Annotated in this window: 28 protein-coding genes, 1 pseudogene and 1 other annotated feature; of the genes and pseudogenes, 17 read left to right on the forward strand and 12 right to left on the reverse strand. The window is 55.5% G+C overall.

What is annotated here, in order from left to right; all coding sequences use genetic code 11:
* Positions 1–86: 86 nt before the first annotated feature.
* The 6 genes from trpL (at position 87) to trpA (ending at position 6,760) form a co-directional block, all read left to right on the forward strand.
* Positions 87–131, forward strand: a complete 45-nt coding sequence (gene trpL / locus C0560_RS21030) for a trp operon leader peptide (protein WP_107704263.1) — start codon at positions 87–89, stop codon at positions 129–131.
* Positions 108–202 (forward strand) — a sequence feature (Trp leader region). (Overlaps the previous gene by 24 nt.)
* A gap of 25 nt (positions 203–227) precedes the next feature.
* Entirely contained in the window at positions 228–1,790 is a 1,563-nt protein-coding gene (locus C0560_RS11545) for an anthranilate synthase component 1 (protein WP_248860279.1), read from the forward strand.
* Positions 1,790–3,385 (forward strand): bifunctional anthranilate synthase glutamate amidotransferase component TrpG/anthranilate phosphoribosyltransferase TrpD, encoded by a 1,596-nt coding sequence (gene trpD, locus C0560_RS11550; RefSeq protein ID WP_100779962.1) that lies wholly within the window; start codon positions 1,790–1,792, stop codon positions 3,383–3,385. The genes C0560_RS11545 and trpD overlap by 1 nt, the downstream gene beginning before the upstream one ends.
* Before the next feature lie 3 nt (positions 3,386–3,388).
* Positions 3,389–4,747: a bifunctional indole-3-glycerol-phosphate synthase TrpC/phosphoribosylanthranilate isomerase TrpF gene (trpCF, locus tag C0560_RS11555; protein ID WP_123428160.1), complete on the forward strand. Its 1,359-nt coding sequence runs from the start codon at positions 3,389–3,391 to the stop codon at positions 4,745–4,747.
* A gap of 10 nt (positions 4,748–4,757) precedes the next feature.
* Entirely contained in the window at positions 4,758–5,951 is a 1,194-nt protein-coding gene (trpB, locus tag C0560_RS11560; RefSeq protein WP_100779961.1) for a tryptophan synthase subunit beta, read from the forward strand.
* Entirely contained in the window at positions 5,951–6,760 is an 810-nt protein-coding gene (gene trpA, locus C0560_RS11565) for a tryptophan synthase subunit alpha (protein ID WP_102103874.1), read from the forward strand. The genes trpB and trpA overlap by 1 nt, the downstream gene beginning before the upstream one ends.
* Before the next feature lie 32 nt (positions 6,761–6,792).
* Here trpA and C0560_RS11570 read toward each other — a convergent pair whose 3' ends face one another.
* Entirely contained in the window at positions 6,793–7,245 is a 453-nt protein-coding gene (locus C0560_RS11570; RefSeq protein WP_123427717.1) for a MarR family winged helix-turn-helix transcriptional regulator, read from the reverse strand.
* A gap of 73 nt (positions 7,246–7,318) precedes the next feature.
* Here C0560_RS11570 and C0560_RS11575 point away from each other — a divergent pair, with 73 nt between their 5' ends.
* The 4 genes from C0560_RS11575 to C0560_RS11590 all read left to right on the forward strand — a co-directional run bounded on the left by C0560_RS11575 (position 7,319) and on the right by C0560_RS11590 (position 10,324).
* Complete coding sequence (locus C0560_RS11575; RefSeq protein ID WP_248858580.1) at positions 7,319–8,266, forward strand: zinc-binding alcohol dehydrogenase family protein; 948 nt, start codon at positions 7,319–7,321, stop codon at positions 8,264–8,266.
* 160 nt (positions 8,267–8,426) lie between these two features.
* A complete protein-coding gene (yedE, locus tag C0560_RS11580) occupies positions 8,427–9,638 on the forward strand; it encodes a selenium metabolism membrane protein YedE/FdhT (protein ID WP_181826430.1) in 1,212 nt (403 codons plus the stop codon).
* Positions 9,635–9,868 carry a sulfurtransferase-like selenium metabolism protein YedF gene (yedF, locus tag C0560_RS11585; protein WP_100779956.1) on the forward strand — a complete coding sequence of 78 codons (234 nt, stop codon included), beginning with the start codon at positions 9,635–9,637 and terminating at the stop codon, positions 9,866–9,868. The genes yedE and yedF overlap by 4 nt, the downstream gene beginning before the upstream one ends.
* Positions 9,869–10,009: 141 nt before the next feature.
* Positions 10,010–10,324, forward strand: a complete 315-nt coding sequence (locus C0560_RS11590) for a PTS sugar transporter subunit IIB (RefSeq protein ID WP_107703440.1) — start codon at positions 10,010–10,012, stop codon at positions 10,322–10,324.
* Between the two features lie 57 nt (positions 10,325–10,381).
* Here the strand turns inward: C0560_RS11590 and ompW are convergent, their stop codons facing one another.
* Positions 10,382–11,017, reverse strand: a complete 636-nt coding sequence (gene ompW / locus C0560_RS11595) for an outer membrane protein OmpW (RefSeq protein WP_248858581.1) — start codon at positions 11,015–11,017, stop codon at positions 10,382–10,384.
* A 174-nt stretch (positions 11,018–11,191) separates the two neighbouring features.
* On the opposite strand from ompW, the pseudogene C0560_RS11600 reads away from it, so the two are divergent.
* From C0560_RS11600 to yciA, 4 genes and pseudogenes are all read left to right on the forward strand, one after another.
* Positions 11,192–11,278, forward strand: a pseudogene (locus C0560_RS11600) (YkgJ family cysteine cluster protein); the annotation flags it as partial.
* A 25-nt stretch (positions 11,279–11,303) separates the two neighbouring features.
* Positions 11,304–12,047: a YciC family protein gene (locus C0560_RS11605; RefSeq protein ID WP_100779953.1), complete on the forward strand. Its 744-nt coding sequence runs from the start codon at positions 11,304–11,306 to the stop codon at positions 12,045–12,047.
* Between the two features lie 31 nt (positions 12,048–12,078).
* A complete protein-coding gene (locus tag C0560_RS11610; RefSeq protein ID WP_100779952.1) occupies positions 12,079–12,618 on the forward strand; it encodes a septation protein A in 540 nt (179 codons plus the stop codon).
* 127 nt (positions 12,619–12,745) lie between these two features.
* The gene (gene yciA, locus C0560_RS11615; protein ID WP_100779951.1) at positions 12,746–13,144 is read left to right on the forward strand and encodes an acyl-CoA thioester hydrolase YciA; all 399 of its coding nucleotides are present in this window, start codon (positions 12,746–12,748) and stop codon (positions 13,142–13,144) included.
* A 29-nt stretch (positions 13,145–13,173) separates the two neighbouring features.
* On the opposite strand, the gene tonB is transcribed toward yciA, so the two are convergent.
* Entirely contained in the window at positions 13,174–13,899 is a 726-nt protein-coding gene (gene tonB, locus C0560_RS11620) for a TonB system transport protein TonB (protein WP_123427708.1), read from the reverse strand.
* A gap of 228 nt (positions 13,900–14,127) precedes the next feature.
* On the opposite strand from tonB, the gene C0560_RS11625 reads away from it, so the two are divergent.
* Complete coding sequence (locus C0560_RS11625) at positions 14,128–14,424, forward strand: YciI family protein (protein ID WP_100779949.1); 297 nt, start codon at positions 14,128–14,130, stop codon at positions 14,422–14,424.
* 145 nt (positions 14,425–14,569) lie between these two features.
* Here the strand turns inward: C0560_RS11625 and C0560_RS11630 are convergent, their stop codons facing one another.
* The 5 genes from C0560_RS11630 to C0560_RS11650 all read right to left on the reverse strand — a co-directional run bounded on the left by C0560_RS11630 (position 14,570) and on the right by C0560_RS11650 (position 16,574).
* Complete coding sequence (locus C0560_RS11630) at positions 14,570–14,962, reverse strand: cell envelope integrity TolA C-terminal domain-containing protein (protein WP_248858583.1); 393 nt, start codon at positions 14,960–14,962, stop codon at positions 14,570–14,572.
* 57 nt (positions 14,963–15,019) lie between these two features.
* A complete protein-coding gene (gene leuE, locus C0560_RS11635) occupies positions 15,020–15,655 on the reverse strand; it encodes a leucine efflux protein LeuE (protein WP_100779948.1) in 636 nt (211 codons plus the stop codon).
* A 66-nt stretch (positions 15,656–15,721) separates the two neighbouring features.
* Positions 15,722–16,132 (reverse strand): Exc2 family lipoprotein, encoded by a 411-nt coding sequence (locus C0560_RS11640; RefSeq protein ID WP_248858585.1) that lies wholly within the window; start codon positions 16,130–16,132, stop codon positions 15,722–15,724.
* A 17-nt stretch (positions 16,133–16,149) separates the two neighbouring features.
* Positions 16,150–16,278: a KPN_01571 family protein gene (locus C0560_RS11645; protein WP_221889230.1), complete on the reverse strand. Its 129-nt coding sequence runs from the start codon at positions 16,276–16,278 to the stop codon at positions 16,150–16,152.
* A gap of 122 nt (positions 16,279–16,400) precedes the next feature.
* On the reverse strand, positions 16,401–16,574 hold the full coding sequence (locus tag C0560_RS11650) for a YciY family protein (protein WP_087892605.1): 174 nt from the start codon (positions 16,572–16,574) through the stop codon (positions 16,401–16,403).
* 143 nt (positions 16,575–16,717) lie between these two features.
* Between C0560_RS11650 and cls the strand changes: the two genes are divergently transcribed.
* Together cls and C0560_RS11660 are read left to right on the forward strand one after the other, a co-directional pair.
* A complete protein-coding gene (cls, locus tag C0560_RS11655; RefSeq protein WP_100779946.1) occupies positions 16,718–18,178 on the forward strand; it encodes a cardiolipin synthase in 1,461 nt (486 codons plus the stop codon).
* Between the two features lie 34 nt (positions 18,179–18,212).
* The gene (locus C0560_RS11660; RefSeq protein ID WP_100779945.1) at positions 18,213–18,542 is read left to right on the forward strand and encodes an HI1450 family dsDNA-mimic protein; all 330 of its coding nucleotides are present in this window, start codon (positions 18,213–18,215) and stop codon (positions 18,540–18,542) included.
* A 30-nt stretch (positions 18,543–18,572) separates the two neighbouring features.
* Here the strand turns inward: C0560_RS11660 and C0560_RS11665 are convergent, their stop codons facing one another.
* Genes C0560_RS11665 through oppC form a run of 4 tightly spaced genes read right to left on the reverse strand, consistent with a single transcriptional unit; the run spans position 18,573 to position 22,392 of the window.
* Positions 18,573–19,409, reverse strand: a complete 837-nt coding sequence (locus C0560_RS11665; protein ID WP_123427706.1) for an ion transporter — start codon at positions 19,407–19,409, stop codon at positions 18,573–18,575.
* Positions 19,410–19,457: 48 nt separating this feature from the next.
* Positions 19,458–20,462 carry a murein tripeptide/oligopeptide ABC transporter ATP binding protein OppF gene (gene oppF, locus C0560_RS11670; protein ID WP_100779943.1) on the reverse strand — a complete coding sequence of 335 codons (1,005 nt, stop codon included), beginning with the start codon at positions 20,460–20,462 and terminating at the stop codon, positions 19,458–19,460.
* Entirely contained in the window at positions 20,459–21,472 is a 1,014-nt protein-coding gene (locus C0560_RS11675; protein WP_107703435.1) for an ABC transporter ATP-binding protein, read from the reverse strand. Before C0560_RS11675 ends, oppF begins: the two co-directional genes overlap by 4 nt.
* Positions 21,473–21,483: 11 nt before the next feature.
* A complete protein-coding gene (gene oppC, locus C0560_RS11680; protein ID WP_102103881.1) occupies positions 21,484–22,392 on the reverse strand; it encodes an oligopeptide ABC transporter permease OppC in 909 nt (302 codons plus the stop codon).
* Positions 22,393–22,395: the final 3 nt, after the last annotated feature.

Genomic DNA, 22,395 nt, shown 5'->3' on the forward strand with positions numbered 1-22,395 from the left:
AAGCGCAAATTCTGAAATCAGGGGTTGACAATACGCCATCGAACTAGTTAACTAGTACGCAAGTTCACTCAAGAAGGTATCTGAAAATGAAAGCACATTTTTCTCTGCACGGTTGGTGGCGCACTTCCTGATCCTCGGGCAGTGTCACTCGTCTGCAAATTGCAAACAGATACCAGGCCCGCCACGATGCGGGCTTTTTTATGAACAGAATTAATGAGAACAACAATATGCAAACCGCTAAAACACACCTTGAGTTGCTGACCTGCGAAGCCGTGTATCGCCACAACCCTACCGCCTTATTCCACCAGGTGTGCGGTGCACGCCCGGCCACCCTGCTGCTCGAGTCTGCTGACATCGACAGTAAAGACGATCTGAAAAGCCTGCTGCTGGTTGATAGCGCACTGCGCATTACCGCATTAGGTGACACCGTCACTATTAAAGCACTGTCTGAGAACGGTGCCGCCCTGCTGCCGCTGCTTGATGCGGCACTGCCTGCGGGTATCGAAAACGAACAGCGCCCGGAAACACGCATTTTGCATTTCCCGCCGGTCAGCCAGCTGCTGGACGAAGACGCGCGTCTCTGCTCCCTCTCCGTGTTTGACGCTTTCCGCCTGCTGCAAAACCTGGTCGAAGTGCCTGAGAATGAGCGCGAAGCGATGTTCTTCGGCGGGCTGTTTGCCTATGACCTGGTGGCCGGTTTCGAAGACCTGCCTGAAACAGAACACGGCAATCGCTGCCCGGATTACTGCTTCTATCTGGCGGAAACGCTGATGGTGATTGACCATCAGAAAAAGTACACCCGCATTCAGGCGAGCCTGTTCACCCCTTCGGTTTCGGAAAAACAGCGTCTGGCGCAGCGTATCGAACAGCTTCAGCAGCAGATGACCGAAGAGCCGACGGCGCTGCCGGTCCAGCGTATCGATCATATGCAGTGTGAAACGAACCAGACAGATGACCAGTTCGGTGCCGTTGTGCGTCAGATGCAGAAAGCGATTCGCGCCGGTGAGATTTTCCAGGTAGTGCCATCGCGCCGCTTCTCGCTGCCGTGCCCGTCTCCGCTGGCCGCGTATGACGTGCTGAAGAAGAGCAACCCAAGCCCGTACATGTTCTTTATGCAGGACAACGATTTCACCCTGTTCGGGGCGTCGCCAGAAAGTTCGCTGAAATATGACGCGCCTAGCCGCCAGATTGAAATTTATCCGATTGCCGGTACACGACCGCGCGGTCGTCGTGCTGATGGCTCCTTAGATCGCGATCTCGACAGCCGCATTGAGCTTGAGATGCGTACGGATCATAAAGAGTTATCCGAACACCTGATGCTGGTCGACCTGGCCCGTAACGATCTGGCGCGCATTTGTACGCCTGGCACTCGTTATGTCGCGGATCTGACTAAAGTCGACCGTTACTCCTTCGTGATGCACCTGGTGTCTCGTGTGGTTGGCGAGCTGCGCCATGACCTCGACGCGCTGCACGCCTATCGTGCCTGCATGAATATGGGCACCCTGAGCGGCGCGCCGAAAGTCCGTGCAATGCAGCTGATTGCCGGAGCCGAAGGCCGTCGTCGCGGCAGCTACGGCGGTGCCGTGGGATACTTCACCGCGCACGGCGATCTGGACACCTGTATCGTCATCCGCTCCGCCTACGTGGAAGATGGCATTGCCACCGTCCAGGCTGGCGCAGGCATTGTTCTCGATTCTGTTCCGCAGTCTGAAGCTGACGAAACTCGCAGTAAAGCTCGCGCGGTATTGCGCGCCATTGCCACCGCACACCACGCACAGGAGATTTTCTGATGGCTGACATTCTGCTGCTCGATAATATCGACTCCTTTACTTACAACCTGGCAGACCAGCTGCGTGCAAACGGGCATAACGTGGTGATTTACCGCAATCATGTTCCGGCGCAAACCCTGATTGAGCGCCTGGAAACCATGCAAAACCCGGTGCTGATGCTCTCTCCTGGCCCGGGTGCACCGAGCGAAGCGGGCTGTATGCCTGAGCTGCTGACCCGTATGCGCGGCAAACTGCCGATTATCGGCATCTGCCTTGGGCATCAGGCGATTGTGGAAGCGTACGGCGGATACGTCGGCCAGGCGGGTGAAATTCTGCACGGTAAAGCCTCCAGCATTGAACACGACGGCCAGGCGATGTTTGCCGGGCTGCCAAACCCGCTGCCGGTCGCGCGTTATCACTCGCTGGTCGGCAGCAATATTCCGGCGGGGTTGACGATCAACGCCTCTTTTGAAGGAATGGTAATGGCCGTGCGTCACGACGCCGATCGCGTCTGCGGCCTGCAGTTCCACCCGGAATCGATTCTGACCTCTAACGGCGCGCGCCTACTGGAGCAGACCCTCAACTGGGCACTGCAGAAGCTGGAGCAAACCAACACGCTGCAGCCGATTCTGGAAAAACTCTATCAGGCCCAGACGATGACCCAGCAGGAGAGCCACCAGCTTTTCTCTGCGGTGGTTCGCGGTGAGCTGAAGCCAGAACAGCTGGCCGCCGCGCTGGTCAGCATGAAAGTGCGCGGTGAGCAGCCGCAGGAAATTGCCGGTGCGGCGACCGCCCTGCTGGAAAACGCCGCCCCGTTCCCGCGTCCGGATTATGCGTTCGCGGATATCGTCGGCACCGGCGGTGACGGCAGCAATAGCATTAATATCTCCACCGCCAGCGCCTTTGTGGCGGCGGCCTGCGGCATGAAAGTGGCGAAACACGGTAACCGCAGCGTCTCCAGCCGCTCAGGCTCTTCCGATCTGCTGGCCGCGTTCGGGATTAACCTCGACATGAACGCTGAACGTTCCCGTGAAGCGCTGGACGATCTGGGTGTCTGCTTCCTGTTCGCGCCGAAATATCACACCGGTTTCCGCCACGCGATGCCGGTCCGTCAGCAGCTGAAAACCCGCACCCTGTTTAACGTGCTGGGGCCGTTGATCAACCCGGCGCATCCGCCGCTGGCTTTGATTGGCGTCTACAGCCCGGAACTGGTACTGCCGATTGCGGAAACTCTGCGCGTGCTGGGCTATCAGCGTGCGGCCGTGGTCCATAGCGGCGGAATGGATGAAGTGTCGCTCCATGCGCCAACGCTGGTTGCCGAGCTGCGCGACGGCGAAATTCAGAGCTATCAGCTGGACGCTGCCGACTTTGGCCTGACGCCCTATCATCAGGAACAGCTGGCAGGCGGCACCCCGGAAGAAAACCGTGACATTCTGACACGCTTGCTACAAGGTAAAGGTGAAGCCGCCCATGAGGCCGCTGTCGCCGCCAACGTCGCAATGTTGATGCGTTTGCACGGCGAAGAAGACTTACAGGCTAACGCACAAAAAGTCATGGCCGTATTGCGCTCCGGCGCAGCTTACGACCGCGTTACCGCACTTGCGGCAAGAGGGTAAATGATGCAGACCGTTTTAGCGAAAATCGTCGCCGATAAGGCCATCTGGGTAGAAGCGCGCAAAGAGCAGCAGCCGCTGGCCAGTTTCCAGAATGACGTGGTTCCCAGTCAGCGCCGTTTTTATGATGCCCTGCAGGGCGCGCGCACCGCGTTTATCCTGGAGTGCAAAAAGGCCTCGCCATCGAAAGGCGTGATCCGCGACGACTTCGATCCCGCGCGTATTGCCGGGGTCTACAAACACCATGCGTCAGCCATTTCGGTGCTGACGGATGAGAAATATTTCCAGGGCAGTTTTGATTTTCTGCCGATTGTCAGCCAGATTGCCCCGCAGCCGATTCTGTGCAAAGACTTCATTATTGATGCGTACCAAATCTGGCTCGCGCGTTTTTATCAGGCCGATGCCTGCCTGCTGATGCTCTCCGTGCTGGATGACGAGCAGTATCGACAACTGGCCGCCGTCGCCCACAGCCTGAATATGGGTGTGCTGACGGAAGTGAGCAACGAAGAGGAGCTGGAACGCGCCATTGCGCTGAAAGCCAAAGTCGTCGGCATCAATAACCGCGACCTGCGCGATCTCTCCATCGACCTGAACCGCACGCGCCAGCTGGCGCCACGTCTCGGGGCTGGCGTCACCGTTATCAGCGAATCGGGCATCAATACTTATGCCCAGGTTCGTGAGCTGAGCCATTTTGCAAACGGCTTTTTGATCGGCTCGGCGCTGATGTCCCACGACGATTTGAATGCCGCCGTTCGCCGCGTGCTGTTAGGTGAGAACAAAGTCTGCGGGCTGACGCGTCCTCAGGACGCCGCCGCCGCCCTCGAGGCGGGTGCCGTCTACGGCGGGCTGATTTTTGTCGACTCGTCTGCGCGAGTAGTAACGGAAGATCAGGCCCGCGAGGTGATTGCCGCTGCTCCGCTGAGCTATGTTGGCGTGTTCCGCGATGCGCCAGTTTCGGACGTCGCCGCCAAAGCTGAAAACTTATCGCTGACTGCCGTGCAGCTGCACGGCAACGAAGGTCAGGCGTACATCAATGAACTTCGCCAGGCACTGGCACCGCAGGTGCAAATCTGGAAAGCGCAAAGCGTGAGCGACACGCTGCCTCCACGCGATCTCCAGCATGTCGATAAATATGTGCTGGATAACGGCCAGGGCGGAACCGGCGTTCGCTTCGACTGGTCCCTGCTGAACGGTGAGAAGCTGGACAACGTCCTGCTGGCGGGTGGATTAAGCCCTGATAACTGCGTAGAAGCCGCGAAAGCAGGCTGTGCGGGTCTCGATTTCAATTCTGGCGTGGAGTCTCAGCCGGGTATCAAAGATGCCAGTAAGCTGGCCTCGGTATTCAAGACGCTGCGTGCATATTAAGGAAGAGCAAATGACAACTTTATTAAATCCCTATTTTGGTGAGTTTGGTGGCATGTACGTGCCGCAGATTTTGATGCCTGCCCTGCGCCAGCTTGAAGAAGCGTTTGTCAGCGCGCAGAAAGATCCGGCCTTCCAGGCGGAATTTACCGACCTGCTGAAAAACTACGCGGGTCGCCCGACGGCGCTGACCAAATGCCGTAACCTGACCGAAGGCACAAAAACCACCCTGTACCTCAAGCGTGAAGATCTGCTCCACGGCGGCGCGCACAAAACCAACCAGGTGCTGGGCCAGGCGCTGCTTGCCAAGCGGATGGGCAAAACCGAAATCATCGCCGAGACCGGTGCAGGCCAGCACGGCGTGGCATCAGCGCTCGCCAGCGCCCTGCTCGGCCTGAAATGCCGTATTTACATGGGGGCGAAGGATGTAGAGCGTCAGTCGCCGAACGTATTCCGTATGCGTCTGATGGGTGCCGAAGTGATCCCGGTACACAGCGGCTCCGCCACGTTGAAAGATGCCTGTAACGAAGCGCTGCGCGACTGGTCTGGCAGCTACGATACCGCGCACTACATGCTTGGTACCGCTGCGGGCCCACACCCGTTCCCGACCATCGTGCGTGAATTCCAGCGCATGATCGGGGAAGAGACCAAAGCGCAGATCCTCGAAAAAGAGGGTCGTCTGCCGGATGCGGTTATCGCCTGCGTCGGTGGTGGTTCCAACGCCATCGGCATGTTTGCTGATTTTATTGATGACGAAAGTGTGGGCCTGATCGGTGTCGAGCCTGCGGGTCACGGCATTGAAACCGGCGAGCACGGTGCGCCGCTGAAACATGGTCGCGTAGGGATTTACTTCGGCATGAAGTCGCCGATGATGCAAACCGACGAAGGCCAGATTGAGGAGTCTTACTCTATCTCCGCCGGGCTGGATTTCCCGTCCGTCGGGCCGCAGCACGCGCATCTGAACAGCATCGGTCGCGCGGATTATGTCTCGATTACCGATGACGAAGCGCTGGAAGCGTTTAAAACTCTGTGCCGCAACGAAGGGATTATCCCGGCGCTGGAGTCTTCTCACGCGCTGGCTCATGCGCTGAAGATGATTAAAGAAAACCCGGAAAAAGAGCAACTGCTGGTGGTTAACCTTTCCGGTCGCGGTGATAAAGATATCTTCACCGTTCACGATATTCTGAAAGCACGAGGGGAAATCTGATGGAACGCTACGATAACGCATTTGCTGAACTGAAAGCCCGCAAGGAAGGCGCGTTTGTTCCCTTCGTCACGCTGGGCGATCCAGGCCCGGAGCAGTCGCTGAAAATTATCGACACCTTAATTGCTGCGGGTGCCGATGCGCTGGAGCTGGGGATCCCGTTCTCCGATCCGCTGGCGGATGGCCCGACGATTCAGAACGCCACCCTGCGCGCCTTTGCCGCAGGCGTGACCCCGACCCAGTGCTTTGAGATGCTGGCGGCAATCCGCCAGAAGCATCCGACCATTCCGATTGGCCTGCTGATGTATGCCAACCTGGTCTTCAGCAAAGGTATCGATAATTTCTACGCCGAATGTGCACGCGTGGGCGTTGATTCGGTGCTGGTCGCCGATGTGCCGGTAGAAGAGTCTGCACCGTTCCGTCAGGCGGCGATGCGTCACAACGTCGCGCCGATCTTCATCTGCCCGCCAAACGCCGATGACGAACTGCTGCGCCAGATTGCCTCTTACGGTCGCGGGTATACCTATCTGCTGTCGCGCGCGGGCGTTACCGGTGCGGAAAACAAAGCGGCGCTGCCCCTGCATCATCTGGTGGAAAAACTGGCCGAATATCACGCCGCCCCTCCGCTGCAGGGCTTCGGAATCTCATCGCCAGAGCAGGTCACCGCAGCGATTGATGCCAATGCCGCAGGCGCTATCTCCGGATCGGCGATTGTGAAAATTATCGAGCGCAACGTCGATAAGCCTGAGCAGATGCTGACTGAACTGCGCGACTTCGTCACCGCGATGAAAGCGGCGACGCGCAAGGGCTGAGTGTTCTGACCGTCTGGTGACCCTCCAGACGGTTATTCCCCTTTAATACTGTCCGCGTATTTGCGCACCAGCCGAAACAGACTCCCCACCTCGTCTTCCTGCCAGTCGCTGAAAATCTGGTTCATCAGCGTCATACGCGCCTGCGCGATTTTCATCGTTAACGCCTTTCCTTGCGCCGAGGTGGTCACTTCGGAAACCCGTTTATCCGTCGCGCCTGGCTTTTTCTGCACCAGTGCTTGTGCCTCCAGACGTTTAACCTGGCGACTGACAGTGGTGTAATCGCGCCCCAGCCTGTCGGCAAGCTCGACCACGCCCAACGGGCCGTAGCGGTCGATGGTGATGAGCAACGGGAACAAAATTTGATCCAGCGAAACGCCCGCCTCCGACAGCAAGGTATTGTCGCGTTGCGGCTGATTCATTACGCCCATGATATCCAGCAGCGCGCCGTGAAAATCCGTGACATCGTATTTATGTGCATATTGCATATATTTTCCTGGCGAGTATAGTGCTCTAAAAGATATGTGCATTTTACACATATTTGACAACAGGAGAAAGTGTATGAAAGCAGCCGTTGTTTATGATCCGCTCGCTGGGCCGGTTTACGCCGATTTCGCAACACCCCACGCTGAGCCAGGCCAGCACCTCGTTCGCGTTACCGCCTCGGCAATCAGCCATGTGGTGAAAAGCCGGGCCTCCGGTAAGCACTACAGTTTTGACGGCACATTGCCCTTTATCGCCGGAATCGACGGAACGGGCGTCACCGAAGCAGGTCAGCGCATCTATTTTGCGTTTCCGCCGTCCCCCTGGGGCAGCATGGCGGAGTTTGCCCCAGTCGATGTGAATCTCTGTATTCCCTTACCTGAGGGGCTGGACGATGCCACCGCCGCCGCGATGGCGAATCCGGGGATGTCGGCGTGGGCCGCACTGGTGACGCGCGCGAAGTTTCAGCCAGGTGAGACCGTGCTTATCAACGGGGCCACGGGCAGTGCCGGGCAGCTTGCGGTGCAAATTGCCCGCTACCGTGGCGCCGGGAAAATCATCGTTACGGGCCGCAATCCGCAGGCACTGTCCCGCCTTAATGCGGATGTGAGCATACTGCTGAATGACGATAACGCGCGCATCGGACAGGCGTTTGCAGACCAGGCGGCCCAGCAGATTGATGTGGTGATCGACTATCTGTGGGGGCAGAGCGCGCTCGCTATTCTCTACGCCCTGGCAAAGCATACGCCGGGGCTGACGCCGGTGCGTTTTGTTCAGGTCGGCTCACTTTCCGGCGCGGAAATTGCGCTGCCGAGCGCGGTACTGCGCGCCTCTCCGATTCAGTTAATGGGCAGCGGGATTGGTAGCCTGTCGCTGGCACAGCTCATTCAGGCCACGGGTGAGATGTTTCAGGGGGCGGTTCCCGGTGGATTCACGATTGCCACCACCAGGGCACGGCTGGAAGATGTCGCTCAGGCATGGTCACAGGATGACAGCAAAAAACGCACGGTGTTTGTGATGAACTGATGGCAAACGGCAGAGCCTCTACGACTTAAGGGTGAGGACAAAATTGATCGGGTCGAGCTTTTGGGTGGACGACACTTTTCAAATTGGATCGTAAGAGTATGATCCCCCTTCTTTTCGGCTCTCTGCCGTTTTAAATCCTTCTGAGTTCAGAGGTTTACACATGTCATGGCAACACTTCAAACAGGCTTATCTGATTAAGTTCTGGTCCCCTGTTCCTGCAGTCATCGCTGCGGGTATCCTCTCTACCTACTATTTCGGCATTACCGGCACCTTCTGGGCGGTCACGGGTGAATTTACCCGCTGGGGCGGACAGCTTTTGCAGCTGGCGGGCGTGCATGCCGAAGAGTGGGGTTATTTTAAGCTGATTCATCTGGAGGGCACCCCGCTCACCCGCATCGACGGGATGATGATTATCGGTATGTTCGGCGGCTGTTTTGCGGCGGCGCTATGGGCCAATAACGTCAAACTGCGTATGCCCCGCAGCCGTATTCGTATTGCGCAGGCCATCGCGGGCGGGATTATCGCCGGGTTTGGCGCGCGTCTGGCGATGGGGTGCAACCTGGCGGCCTTCTTCACGGGTATTCCTCAGTTTTCCCTGCATGCCTGGTTTTTCGCCGTGGCGACCGCCATCGGGTCTTACTTTGGCGCGCGTTTCACGCTGCTGCCTATCTTCCGCATTCCGGTCAAAATGACCAAAGTCAGCGCCGCCTCCCCGCTCACGCAAAAACCGGATCAGGCGAAACGCCGTTTCCGTCTGGGGATGCTGGTCTTTTTCGCGATGATTGCGTGGGCACTGTGTACCGCATTTAATCAGCCAAAACTGGGGCTGGCGATGCTGTTTGGCGTTGGCTTTGGGCTGCTGATTGAGCGCGCGCAGATCTGCTTTACCTCGGCGTTCCGCGATATGTGGATCACCGGGCGCACCATGATGGCAAAAGCGATCATTGCCGGAATGGCAGTCAGCGCCATCGGTATTTTCAGCTATGTGCAGCTGGGCGTGGAGCCAAAAATCATGTGGGCCGGCCCGAATGCGGTGATTGGCGGTTTGCTGTTTGGCTTCGGTATTGTGCTGGCGGGTGGATGCGAAACCGGCTGGATGTACCGTGCCGTGGAAGGACAGGTTCACTACTGGTGGGTGGGTCTCGGCAACGTCATCGGCTCGACTATTCTGGCCTATTACTGGGACGATCTCTCGCCTGCACTCGCCACCAGCTGGGATAAGGTCAATCTGCTGAACACCTTTGGTCCGTTGGGCGGGCTGCTGGTCACCTACGCCCTGCTGTTGATCGCCTTTTTACTGGTTATCGCCCAGGAGAAACGATTCTTTCGTCGCACCGCGCGTAACACTGAAACACAGGAGAATGTGGCATGACGCAAATTGTCCCTGATTATCGCCTCGATATGGTTGGCGAACCTTGTCCGTACCCGGCCGTCGCCACCCTCGAAGCCCTGCCGCAACTGAAGAAAGGGGAAATTCTGGAGGTGGTGAGCGATTGTCCTCAATCGATCAATAACATTCCGCTGGATGCCAAAAATCACGGCTACACCGTGTTGGATATTCAGCAGGACGGCCCGACCATACGCTATTTGATTCAGAAGTAACGCCCCTCTCACAACGTTCCCCAGCGGGAACGTTGTTCCCTCCGCTTTGCCGATGAAAAAACAACCAACACGTTGCGTTAGCTCTCATTTTCTTTTTATCGCGAAGAATACTGTATCCACAGTTTCCATGAGGATAATCTGATGAAAAAGTTACTGATATGTTGTCTGTTCGGCAATACCGCCCAGTCGCTTGCCAGGAAAATGCAGCATGCTGCTGATGCGCGCGGAATGAAACTGCTGATAAGCGCCGTCGGGCTGGATAATTTCGCCAGCGTCGCCCCGGCTTTTGACGCCTTCCTGGTCGCGCCGCACATTCAATATAAGCTTGAAGAATTACGGGCAGTGATTGGTGAAGGCCAGCCGATCACGGTTATCGAAAGCTATCCGTTTGCCTCACTGGACGGTGAGAAGGTGCTGGAATTTGTACTTAAGCATATGCCGGAGCTGGTGGCATAGCGTTGATCAATGAAAACTGGCCGCAGTACGACCAGTTTTTTACGAGCGTTGAAGCGATCAGAAACGATAACCCGCCGAGAACATAAACACCCATGGGTCCAGGCGCGTATGGACGCTCTGCTGTTCGCCGCCAGCCTTGAAGCGCACGTCGGTGTCGATATCCATATACCAGACGGACATGTTCAGCAGCCAGTCGCGGTCGATCAGATAATCCAGCCCGACCTGCCCCGCAGCACCCCAGGAATCTTTCAGACTCAGATCGGAAAGACCGGCCTCTTTACCCGTATCGTTAAACTTCTCGTCGAAGAAGGTGGTGTAGTTCACACCTGCACCGATATACGGACGCACTTTGCTGCTGGCATCACCGAAGTACCACTGCGCCATCAGGGTTGGCGGGAGCTGATGAACCGTTGCAATATTTCCCGTCGGACCGGTGCCGACTTTGTGGCGGAATGGCGTTGCCGCCAGAAGTTCAATACCGACATTTTCCGTTGCCATATAGGTGAACGTCAGGCCCAGTTGGGTATTGTTGCTGACGTTAAAGCCGCCCAGACTCCCCAGCACATTGTCCGATCCCTCTGTCGGGCGAACCGTTGCCGAACCCGCACGAATTAAGAACTCGCCCGCTTCATGTGCGTACGCACCGCCAGAAATACTGCTTAAGATCAGGGCTGCCACTGCTAACTTTTTCATATCCGCTCCATCGTTGTGGTTTTATTGGCGCGGTGAATATACTCATAAATAAGTAACAAGTGATCTAACTCAGATCACACTTGGTCTGGTAATTTAACATTCATTGATCCAGATTAATTTTTGCCGTGCAAACCGACACGCATATCCTCGTCTCAGGTCAATTTTGCAAAATGACCAAGGCTTTACAAAGATATGCTTTTCCATACAAGTCATGGTGCTGCCACGACAGAGTTATCCAGGGTACAATTGCCCGCTTATTAATACCTGCAATACTCAAGGAGAGTGCATGTCTATCACGGCGAAGTCCGTCTACCGTGACACGGGGAATTTCTTCCGCAATCAGTTCATTACTTTTTTACTGATCGCCTTGCTTTGCGCGTTTATCACGGTGGTGCTTGGCCATGCGTTTTCGCCGAGTGATGATCAAATTGCCACCCTGAGCCAGGGCGATCATCTCGCCGGCAGCGGCGGGTTGTTTGATCTGGTTCAGAACATGACGCCAGAACAGCAGCAGATTTTGCTGCGCGCCTCTGCGGCATCGACCTTTTCGGGTTTGATCGGTAATGCGATTCTGGCGGGCGGTGTCTTGCTGATGGTTCAGCTCATTTCTGCGGGACATCGCGTCAGCGCCCTGCGCGCCATCGGTGCCAGCGCGCCGGTACTGCCTAAACTGTTCATCCTGATCTTTTTGACCACCATGCTGGTGCAGATTGGGGTGATGCTGGTGGTCGTGCCGGGTGTACTGCTGGCAATTATCCTCTCGTTCGCCCCGGTGATGCTGGTGCAGGACAAGATGGGAATATTTACAGCCATGCGCAGCAGTGTAAAACTGGCATGGGCAAATATGCGCCTGGTGGCCCCGGCGGTGATCAGCTGGCTGCTGGCCAAAACCCTGCTGCTGCTGTTTGCACCAAACTTTGCGGTATTGACGCCAAACGTCGGCGCGGTGGTTGCAAACACGCTGAGTAACCTGATTTCAGCCGTGTTGCTGGTCTATTTATTCCGCCTGTATATGTTGATTCGCCAATAGTTTCCCTGAAAGCAGATAATGGAATCGAAGAATGAAGCAGTTTCTTGATTTTTTACCGCTGGTCGTGTTTTTCGCGTTTTACAAGCTCTACGACATCTATGCCGGCACAGCCGCGTTAATCGTCGCGACGGCCGTGGTGCTGATTTACAGCTGGGTGCGTTACCGTAAAGTCGAAAAAATGGCGCTGATCACCTTTGTACTGGTGGCGGTGTTTGGGGGATTAACCCTGTTCTTCCATAACGATGAATTTATCAAATGGAAAGTGACGGTCATTTACGCGCTGTTCGCGGGTGCGCTGCTGTTCAGCCAGTGGGTGATGAATAAACCGCTGATTCAGCGCATGCTCGGCAAAGAGATCACCCTTCCTCAGGAAGTGTGGTCGCGCCTGAATATCGCCTGGGCGCTGTTCTTTATCCTCTGCGGGCTGGCGAATATCTACATTGCGTTCTGGCTGCCGCAGAATATCTGGGTCAACTTCAAGGTCTTTGGCCTGACGGCGTTGACGCTGATTTTCACGCTGCTCAGCGGTGTGTATATCTATCGCCATATGCCTCAGGACGATAAGCACTAAAATTGAAGGCCAGGCAGCGTGCTGTCTGGTCTTTTCTCTTCCCGACCGTCTGCTTTTCGTATTTCCCACCAGCTGTAAATCATAGTAGCATCCCGCCTGTCGTCTTCCGTAACGAGCTTAAGAAACAATGACAACAACGAATGACGCCCCTCAGGGCGAACTGGTTTTACGCACACTTGCTATGCCTGCCGACACCAATGCGAACGGTGACATCTTTGGCGGGTGGTTAATGGCCCAGATGGACATGGGAGGCGCGATCCTCGCAAAAGAGATCGCACATGGCCGCGTGGTGACGGTCAGAGTCGACGGGATGACGTTTTTGCGTCCGGTCGCAGTGGGTGATGTTGTGTGCTGCTACGCACGCTGCGTCAAACGCGGTAACACGTCGATATCGATCAACATTGAAGTCTGGGTAAAGAAGGTCTCTTCCGAGCCGATTGGCCAGCGCTACAAGGCGACTGAAGCGCTGTTTATCTATGTCGCGGTGGACAATCAGGGCAAACCTCGCCCACTGCCACAGGTATAAAAAAAGCCTCCATCTGGAGGCTTTCTTGTTTATTCCATCTGCGCCCCGCCGTTCAGGCGGAAGACGATGTTAACGATAAGTCCATTCCCCGGCTTGCCAGGCTCGTAGCGCCATTTACGCATCGCGGCTTTCACTTCTCGCTCGAACATGTTTGCTGGTTGCGCCGAGAGCACTTCGACGTTATCGACACGGCCATCCGCGGTCACGTCAAACTTCACACGCAGACGCCCCTCAATACGCAGGGCCTGTGCACGCGCAGGATACTGCGGCTGATTGCGGCTCATCGCGCGCGGACCAGAAGGAGCAGACACCACCGGCTTCGTCGTCGTCGGCGAACTATTCATGACCGGTTTCGCGGGTGCGGTGTTCTGGGTTGACTGCACCGCGCGGGGTTCGACCGGACGCTCTTCACGCTTCGGACGCTCCTCGACCTTTTTCACCGGCTTCGGTTTTGGCTTCGGCTTAGGTTTTGGCTCCGGCTTGTGGATCACCACGGGCGCTTCTTTCGGCGGTTCCGGAACAATTTCAGGTTCGGGTTCTGGCTCAGGCTCGACAACCGGCTCCGGCGGAGGCGGAACCACCTGCGGCTCCAGGTCTGCTGGCGACACCATCGTCACAGAAATCGGCTGCGCAGGTGCTGGCATTTCAATAACCTGATGAACCGAAGTGTAGAGCAGCGCCGCCACGACAGCGCCGTGGATCACAACGGACAGTAGCGTCGGCCAGGGAAAGCGGCGAGGTAAATCGAGGGTCATCGAAGTCATAATCGTTACAGTTAAAAAACCAGACCCTGATTTTAAATGCAAATAGCAATCATATTCAATAAGACACTCCATCTTCTCGCGATTTAACTGCTCGCAAGGCCAAAAAAGGCGCATCTTTGTTATGGTTTTAACAAGGTCGTTATCTTTACATTGTACATTGCAGTCATCGATGCTTTCACATAACGTAATTGACACTTTTTATGGCTAAGGAGCTCCGCCGTGCTTTACGTGATTTACGCTGAAGATGTTGCCGATTCTCTGGAAAAACGACTTTCCGTGCGCCCTGCCCATCTCGCGCGTCTGCAACTGTTACATGACGAAGGAAAATTACTGACCGCCGGCCCGATGCCCGCAGTGGATAGCAACGATCCCGGTGCGGCTGGCTTTAGCGGTTCTACGGTCATTGCGGAGTTTGAATCGCTGGAAGCTGCACAGTCCTGGGCCGAAGCAGACCCGTACGTCGCGGCAGGGGTTTATGAGAAAGTGACCGTCAGACCGTTCAAGAAAGTGTTTTGAGGTGAGGGGGGAAGGCTCCCGCAGGCGCTTTTCCTATATCGTCATCACGATTGCATTGATACCAAAAGCCCCGCCAGTGTGTGCGGGGCTTTTATTTTTTACATGACTCAACAGGACAGGAAAAAAGTAATCCCCCTCACCTCATTCACTCCCCGCGCATACTAAAACCGGCTCTGCGGAAGTCTCGATATACTTCGGGATTGGTGAATGCCGGGAACTTAGCTTTCTGGGCTGCGGATTTGAGTGCTTCGCAATAGGCTTTATTGCCGTCGCTGGTCGATATGTTTAACGCCGTGCCATCCTCTGCAAACTGGATGTGCAACCTGCATTGTTTTCCTTTCCAGCGCTGAGGATCAACAAGTTGGTTATTGATGGCATCTCTGATGGCTCGCGCCTGTGCGCCCCACTCATCCTTGTCATCCCAGCGGCCGGAACTGCAATCACCCGTTGCGGTGGTTTTATGGCATCCGGACGGATGTAACGGTGCGCAGCCCGAGACCAGGCTTATCAGAATGGCGAGCATAAGAATCTTATTCATGTGAAACCTTTAATATCGTCCCGCCAACCGCTTTCACGTTTGGCGGGACGATGGTTCTCAATGCAATGACGCGAGTCGCGCCGCAAAGCCCACAAACAGCAAACCGATCAAGCCATTTCCCAGCTTCGCCAGTTTCTTTTTGGTTTTCAGGTAGCGGGTGACAAACGCGCCGGAGAAGATCAGGAAACTCATATACATAAAGCTGATAAGCTCAAGAGTGGTCGCGAGGATCAGGAAAGAGGTCCCGGTGTTTTTCGCGCTGACGTCGATGAACTGTACGAAGAATGAGACGTAGAACAGAATCGCTTTAGGATTGGTCAGGCTCAATACCAGCGAGCGCTTCATGATCATGCTCGCGGGTTCCGTTCCCCCGGCTTGCGCGCTATTTTTATGCGTCATCACTGACCAGAGCATTTTGCCGCCCAGCCACAGCAGATAGAGCGCACCGAGATAGCGGACGATGTTGAATAACACCGGTGTGGTCTGAATCAGCGCAGCGACACCCGCCCACGCCAGAAACATCAGTACCGCATCACCGATGAAAACTCCCGTGGCGGCGAGATAACCTTTTTTCACCCCGTGGCCGATGCCAGTTTTTAAGACAAACAACGTATTCGGGCCAGGCACCAGCACAATAAAGAAAGCACCCACAACATAAGTCCAGAAATTGAGAACACCAAACTCCGCAAACACCACCCGCTCCTTTTATCAAATAAATGAAAATGCCGCAGCTAAGCGGCATTTCAGGGTTAACTTTCGCTATTGTACGCCGTTATACCCGTCAAGATAAGACGCTGCCAGCTCATTCCCGAACAGCTTCGCATCTTTCTCTTCCATATCAGATGACCACTGATCGCTCTTATTACCCGTAAAGCTGTTATTAGTTTTGACGCCTTTCAGCACCTGATCGCGGATACTTTGCGCATACTCATTGGCTTCCACCAGGGTGCGCCCCGCTTTGCGGTCCGTTTTGCCCTGCTCGTAGAGCTCGCGAAACTGCGGCACATTCAGACGATAATTGAGCTGTTGGCTACTGGCGAAATTTCCACCGACAAAATTCGATTGATGAGAAACGAAGTAATAAGCGTGTCTTTCAGGTGCGGTTTTGCTGTTGGCGCATCCGACGAGGGCCGTCACGGCCATGAGTGCGGCGAGGTATTTACTGTTCATCCCTTTTTATTTCCCTTTTATATGTTCCACTGCATCATCACGGCACCGGCAAAATCAACCAGCCCTGAAAATGATGACAATCCCAAACTTTCCCTGAGCGCATCCAGCGCAAAAAGCACAACCAGTACCCACAGGAATGGATTCATCTGTTTTTATTCAATGCGTTATGTAAGTGAATTATATCTGGACAACAGGGGGCGAAGGATACTGCGAAAATTGATAGTTATGCGGGAAACATCAGGCACCTGTCACGGTGCCTTCAGGGTACTCAGAGATCGCGAACGGCAAACACCAGTGCATTACGGTGATGGCTTAGTCCACATTTTCTGATGGCGTGGATACGCATATTGCGGCGGGACTGAGCCTCAAGCCAGCGGGCTTTACGACGACTCATTTGTCGCAACATGCGCCAGCGCCCTACTTCCGTTCTGCTGCGCTTCATGTCTACAACTCTTTCCTTAACAGAGACGCCATTATAAACCCCTGCCCACGGTAAACCAGCGCTTTTACCCACCCTTTTTATTTGCCAGATCAATTCTGATGCGTACACTCATAACAATACGCTTTCAAAAGGATTTTTTATTTATGACAACCTTCTACACCGTGGTGAGTTGGCTGGTCATTCTGGGATACTGGCTGCTGATCGCAGGTGTGACGCTTCGCATCCTGATGAAACGCCGGGCCGTCCCTTCTGCCATGGCCTGGCTTTTGATCATCTACATCCTGCCGCTGGTAGGAATTATCGCGTATCTCTCCTTTGGTGAATTGCACCTGGGTAAGCGCCGCGCCGAGCGTGCGCGCGCCATGTGGCCGTCGACGGCAAAATGGCTGAACGATCTGAAATCCTGCAAACATATTTTCGCCCAGGAGAACAGCAGCGTCGCCTCGTCATTGTTCAAACTTTGCGAACGTCGTCAGGGAATTGGCGGCGTCAAAGGCAATCAGCTGCAGTTACTCACTACCTCCGACGATGTGATGCAGGCGCTGATCCGCGATATCCAGCTCGCCCGACATAATATCGAGATGGTGTTCTATATCTGGCAGCCCGGCGGAATGGCCGACCAGGTAGCGGAATCGCTGATGGCGGCATCGCGCCGGGGTATTCACTGTCGTCTGATGCTCGATTCCGCCGGCAGCGTGGCGTTCTTCCGTAGCCCCTGGGCGACCATGATGCGTAATGCCGGCATTGAAGTTGTCGAAGCACTGAAGGTAAATCTGCTGCGTGTGTTCCTGCGCCGCATGGATTTACGCCAGCATCGTAAGATGATCATGATCGACAACTATATTGCCTACACCGGCAGCATGAACATGGTCGATCCGCGCTTCTTTAAACAGGACTCTGGCGTGGGTCAGTGGGTCGATTTAATGGCGCGTATGGAAGGCCCGGTTGCCACAGCGATGGGGATTGTTTACTCCTGCGACTGGGAAATCGAAACCGGCAAACGCATTCTGCCGCCGCCGCCCGACGCTAACATCATGCCGTTTGAGCAAGAGAGCGGCCATACCATTCACACCATCGCTTCCGGGCCTGGATTTCCCGAGGATTTAATACACCAGGCGCTGCTCACGGCGGCCTATTCTGCGCGTGAATATCTGATCATGACCACGCCCTATTTTGTCCCGAGCGACGACCTGCTCCATGCGATTTGCACCGCCGCACAGCGCGGAGTGGATGTCAGTATTATTATGCCGCGTAAAAACGATTCGGTTCTGGTGGGCTGGGCCAGCCGGGCCTTCTTTAGCGAGCTGCTGGCAGCGGGTGTCAAAATTTATCAGTTTGAAGGGGGCTTGCTGCATACCAAGAGTGTGCTGGTCGACGGCGAACTGAGCCTGGTCGGCACGGTGAATCTGGATATGCGCAGCCTGTGGCTCAATTTTGAAATTACACTGGTGATTGATGACGTCGGTTTTGGTGGCGATCTGGCGGCGGTGCAGGACGATTATATCTCCCGCTCGCGCCTGCTGGATGCGCATCTGTGGATGAAACGTCCGCTGTGGCAGCGGATCACCGAACGACTGTTTTACTTCTTTAGTCCGTTGCTGTAAAACGTGCCCAACGATGTTTTAACAGGTAATCATCATGGAAATGGATCTGAACAATCGCCTGACTGAAGACGAAACCCTTGAGCAGGCCTACGACATTTTTCTCGAACTGGCGATGGACAATCTCGATCCCGCAGACGTGATCCTCTTCAATCTGCAATTTGAAGAGCGCGGCGGCGCAGAGCTGTTTGACCCGTCCGAAGACTGGGCCGAGCACGTCGATTTCGACCTCAACCCGGACTTCTTCGCCGAAGTGGTGATTGGGCTGGCCGATACTGACGGCGGCGAGATTAACGACATTTTTGCCCGCGTGCTGTTGTGCCGGGAAAAAGATCACAAGCTGTGCCACATCCTCTGGCGCGAATAACAAAAAGGCTGCGATGGCAGCCTTTTTTATTTAGTCCGGTAGTTCACTCCCGCAGCGATTACAAAACCGCGCACTATGCTCATGGCTCGCCTGCTGGCATCTCGGGCACTTACGCTGCTGCTGACGATTCTGAAATGCCGCGCTCATGTGAGTGGTAATCAGACCGGTCGGGATAGCAATCACCGAGTAACCAATCAAAATCAGCACTGATGCCACGATCCTGCCGAGCGGCGTGTGGGGGGTAATATCCCCGTAGCCCACGGTCGTCACGGTGACAATCGCCCAGTACACCGACGCATTCAGCGTGGTGAAACCGTAAGTCGGCCCTTCAATCAGATACATTAGCGCGCCGAAAACCACCATCACAATCGCGATAAACGAATAGAACAGGATCAGCTGATGGCGGGCGCTATAAATGGCTTTCCAGAACACGCGTAAAGACGGCATAAAACGCAGCAGTTTCAGGACGCGCAGCACGCGGATGGCGCGCATCGCTCGCCACGCAAAAACATAATTGATGCTGATTTCAGGCCACAGCCACATTACATACAGCGGCAGAATCGTCGCTAAATCAATAATCCCCCAGAAGCTGAACACATATTTCGCCGGATTTGCCCAGCTGAACAGGCGCAGGAAATACTCCAGGGTAAATATCAGGGTGACAAACAGCTCCAGCCAGACGAACAGATGCCATTCATCGAGCGTAAGGTGATACTGCGTCCCCAGACCGGATTCAATAAAGATGATGAATACGCTGAGAAGCGCAAACAGGCCGCACAATCCTTCGAAGCGACGCCCGGAGCGGGTGTTAGGATCGAATAGCAGGCGATAGGTCTTACGCCGGACAGAAGAAACGGATATCGACACGTTAACCTCGCAAAAGAAGAAGGGCTGACATCATGTCAGCCCTTGCGATTATAACGGGTCTACTTTCAGGCAGGAAACCGCATGTCGGAAACTTCCTTCCAGAACAGGCCGGGTTTGCGCGCATTCCGGCCCCGCCATTGGGCAACGCGTGCGGAACACACAGCCAGACGGCGGGTTGATCGGCGAAGGCAGCTCCCCTTCCAGAAGCTGGATGACTTTATTTTTTTCCAGATCCGGATCGGGAACCGGCACCGCAGACATCAGCGCTTTGGTGTAAGGGTGCAGCGGGTTGTGATAGACCTCATCATAGGTGCCCAGCTCCACCGCATGGCCAAGATACATCACCAGCACGCGGTCGGAGATGTGTTTCACCACCGCCAGGTCGTGGGCGATGAAGATCAGCGACAGCCCCATTTCACGCTGCAATTTCTGCAGCAGGTTCACCACCTGCGCCTGTATCGACACGTCCAGTGCTGAAACCGGTTCGTCACAGATAATCAGCTTCGGTTCCAGAATCAGCGCGCGGGCAATACCGATACGCTGACACTGACCGCCGGAGAACTCGTGCGGATAGCGGTTGATAAGGTTCGGCAGCAGGCCCACTTTCATCATCATCGCTTTCACGCGATCACGAACTTCCTGACGCGGCATTTTCGGATGATAGGTGCGAAGCGGCTCAGCAATGATATCGCCGATGTTCATACGCGGGTTCAGGGAGGCCAGCGGATCCTGGAAAATCATCTGGATGTCACTGCGCACCGCGCGCCACTCTTCCTGCTTCATTCCCAGCAGGTCTTTGCCAAGCCAGGCCACTTTGCCGTCCGTCGCTTTGACCAGGCCGATAATGGCGCGGGCAAAGGTCGACTTTCCGCAGCCGGACTCGCCGACCACGCCCAGGGTCTCCCCTTCATAAAGACGCAGGGTGACGCCATCGACGGCTTTCAGGGTTTTCGACGGCTGCCAGAACCACTGCTTGCCGTCTTTGATGTCGAAATGCACTTTTAAGTCAGCGATTTCGAGCAGGACATTTCTTTTTTCGTCAATGGCGTTCATACCAGCTCCTCATGCGGCTTAAAGCAGGCGCGCAGGCGGCCTGGTGCAAACTCTTCCAGCGGGGGTGCGCTGTTGCAGATTTCCATCGCGTACTGACAGCGAGGCTGGAACGGGCAGCCTTTCGGCAGACGCAGCAGGTTTGGCGGGTTGCCGGGAATGGTCAGCAAGGATTCGCCTTCCGCATCGAGACGCGGAACCGCATTCAGCAGGCCGATAGAGTACGGGTGCGCAGGATGATAGAACACATCGCGCGCCCTGCCGTACTCCATGGTACGACCGGCATACATCACCAGCACTTTGTCACAAATGCCGGCCACGACGCCGAGATCGTGGGTAATCATGATGATGGCGGTGTTGAACTCACGCTTCAGTTCGTTCAGCAGGGTCATGATCTGTGCCTGAACGGTCACGTCCAGCGCGGTGGTGGGTTCATCGGCGATCAGCAGTTTTGGCCGACACAGCAGCGCCATGGCGATCATCACGCGCTGGCGCATCCCACCGGAAAACTCGTGCGGGAACATGCGCATGCGTTTACGCGCTTCTGGCATTTTGACTGCATCCAGCATTCTGACCGACTCTTCGAACGCTTCGGCTTTGTTCATGCCTTTATGCAGCATCAGGACTTCCATCAGTTGCTCGCCCACACGCATGTACGGGTTCAGCGAGGTCATTGGGTCCTGGAATATCATCGAAATCTGTTCTGCGCGCAGCTTGTTCAGCTCGTGCTCAGGCAGATTCAGAATGTTTTTGCCGTTAAAGGAGGCAGTTCCTCCAATGCGGCCATTCGGTGCCAGCAGCCCCATCAGCGCAAAGGCGGTTTGCGATTTACCGGAGCCGGATTCACCGACGATACCCAGCGTTTCACCGGCCCGCAGATCGAAATTCAGATCGTTGACGGCGGTAACATCGCCATCCGGGGTTTTAAAGGTGACGCGCAGATCTTTGACATCCAGCAGCACGTTTTGCTGCTTTTGCGCCTGTGGCGCAGCTGCCGTTTCAATAATAGTCATCGCGGCACTCCTTAACGGTCTTTCGGGTCGAGGGCATCACGCAGGCCATCGCCGATAAAGTTGAAACAGAACAGGGTTACCACCAGGAAACCAGCCGGGAACAGCAGCAGCCACGGAGAGACTTCCATGGAGTTTGCGCCATCGCTTAACAATGCGCCCCAGCTGCTCAGCGGCTCCTGGGTACCCAGACCGAGGAAGCTCAGGAAGGATTCAAACAGGATCATGCTGGGTACCAGCAGTGATGCGTACACCACGACCACGCCCAGCACGTTTGGCACGATATGGCGCACCACAATCCCGCTGACGGAGACACCGCCCACCTGGGCTGCTTCGATAAATTCTTTACGCTTCAGGCTCAGGGTCTGGCCGCGCACGATACGCGCCATATCCAGCCAGGAAACCATCCCGATAGCCACGAAGATCAGCAGGATGTTTTGTCCAAAGAAGGTCACCAGCAGAATAACGAAGAACATAAACGGGAAGGAGTTCAGGATTTCCAGCAGACGCATCATCACGGAATCCACTTTGCCGCCGAGGTAGCCGGAAAGCGAGCCGTAAAGTGTGCCGACGATCACCGCTACCAGCGCCGCAGCGATACCGACCATCAGAGAGATACGGCCACCGATCGCCACGCGCACCAGCAGGTCGCGCCCGGAGGAGTCTGTACCAAAGTAGTGGCCGGAAACCATATCGGGAGCACTGGACATCATGCCCCAGTCAGTATCGAAATAGGTGAACTGCGACAGCATCGGGGCCAAGGCCACGAACAGGGCAATACAGATCAAGACGACCAGACTGGCGACGGCCGCACGGTTATGCATAAAGCGACGGCGGGCATCTTGCCACAGGCTGCGCCCTTCGACTTCAAGTTTCTCAGTGAAGTTTTCCAGCGCCTCGCTGTTTTTCTTACTCAACATCATGGC

It is taken from the genome of Lelliottia sp. AC1, from assembly GCF_023278595.1.
Taxonomy (GTDB): Bacteria; Pseudomonadota; Gammaproteobacteria; order Enterobacterales; family Enterobacteriaceae; genus Enterobacter; species Enterobacter nimipressuralis.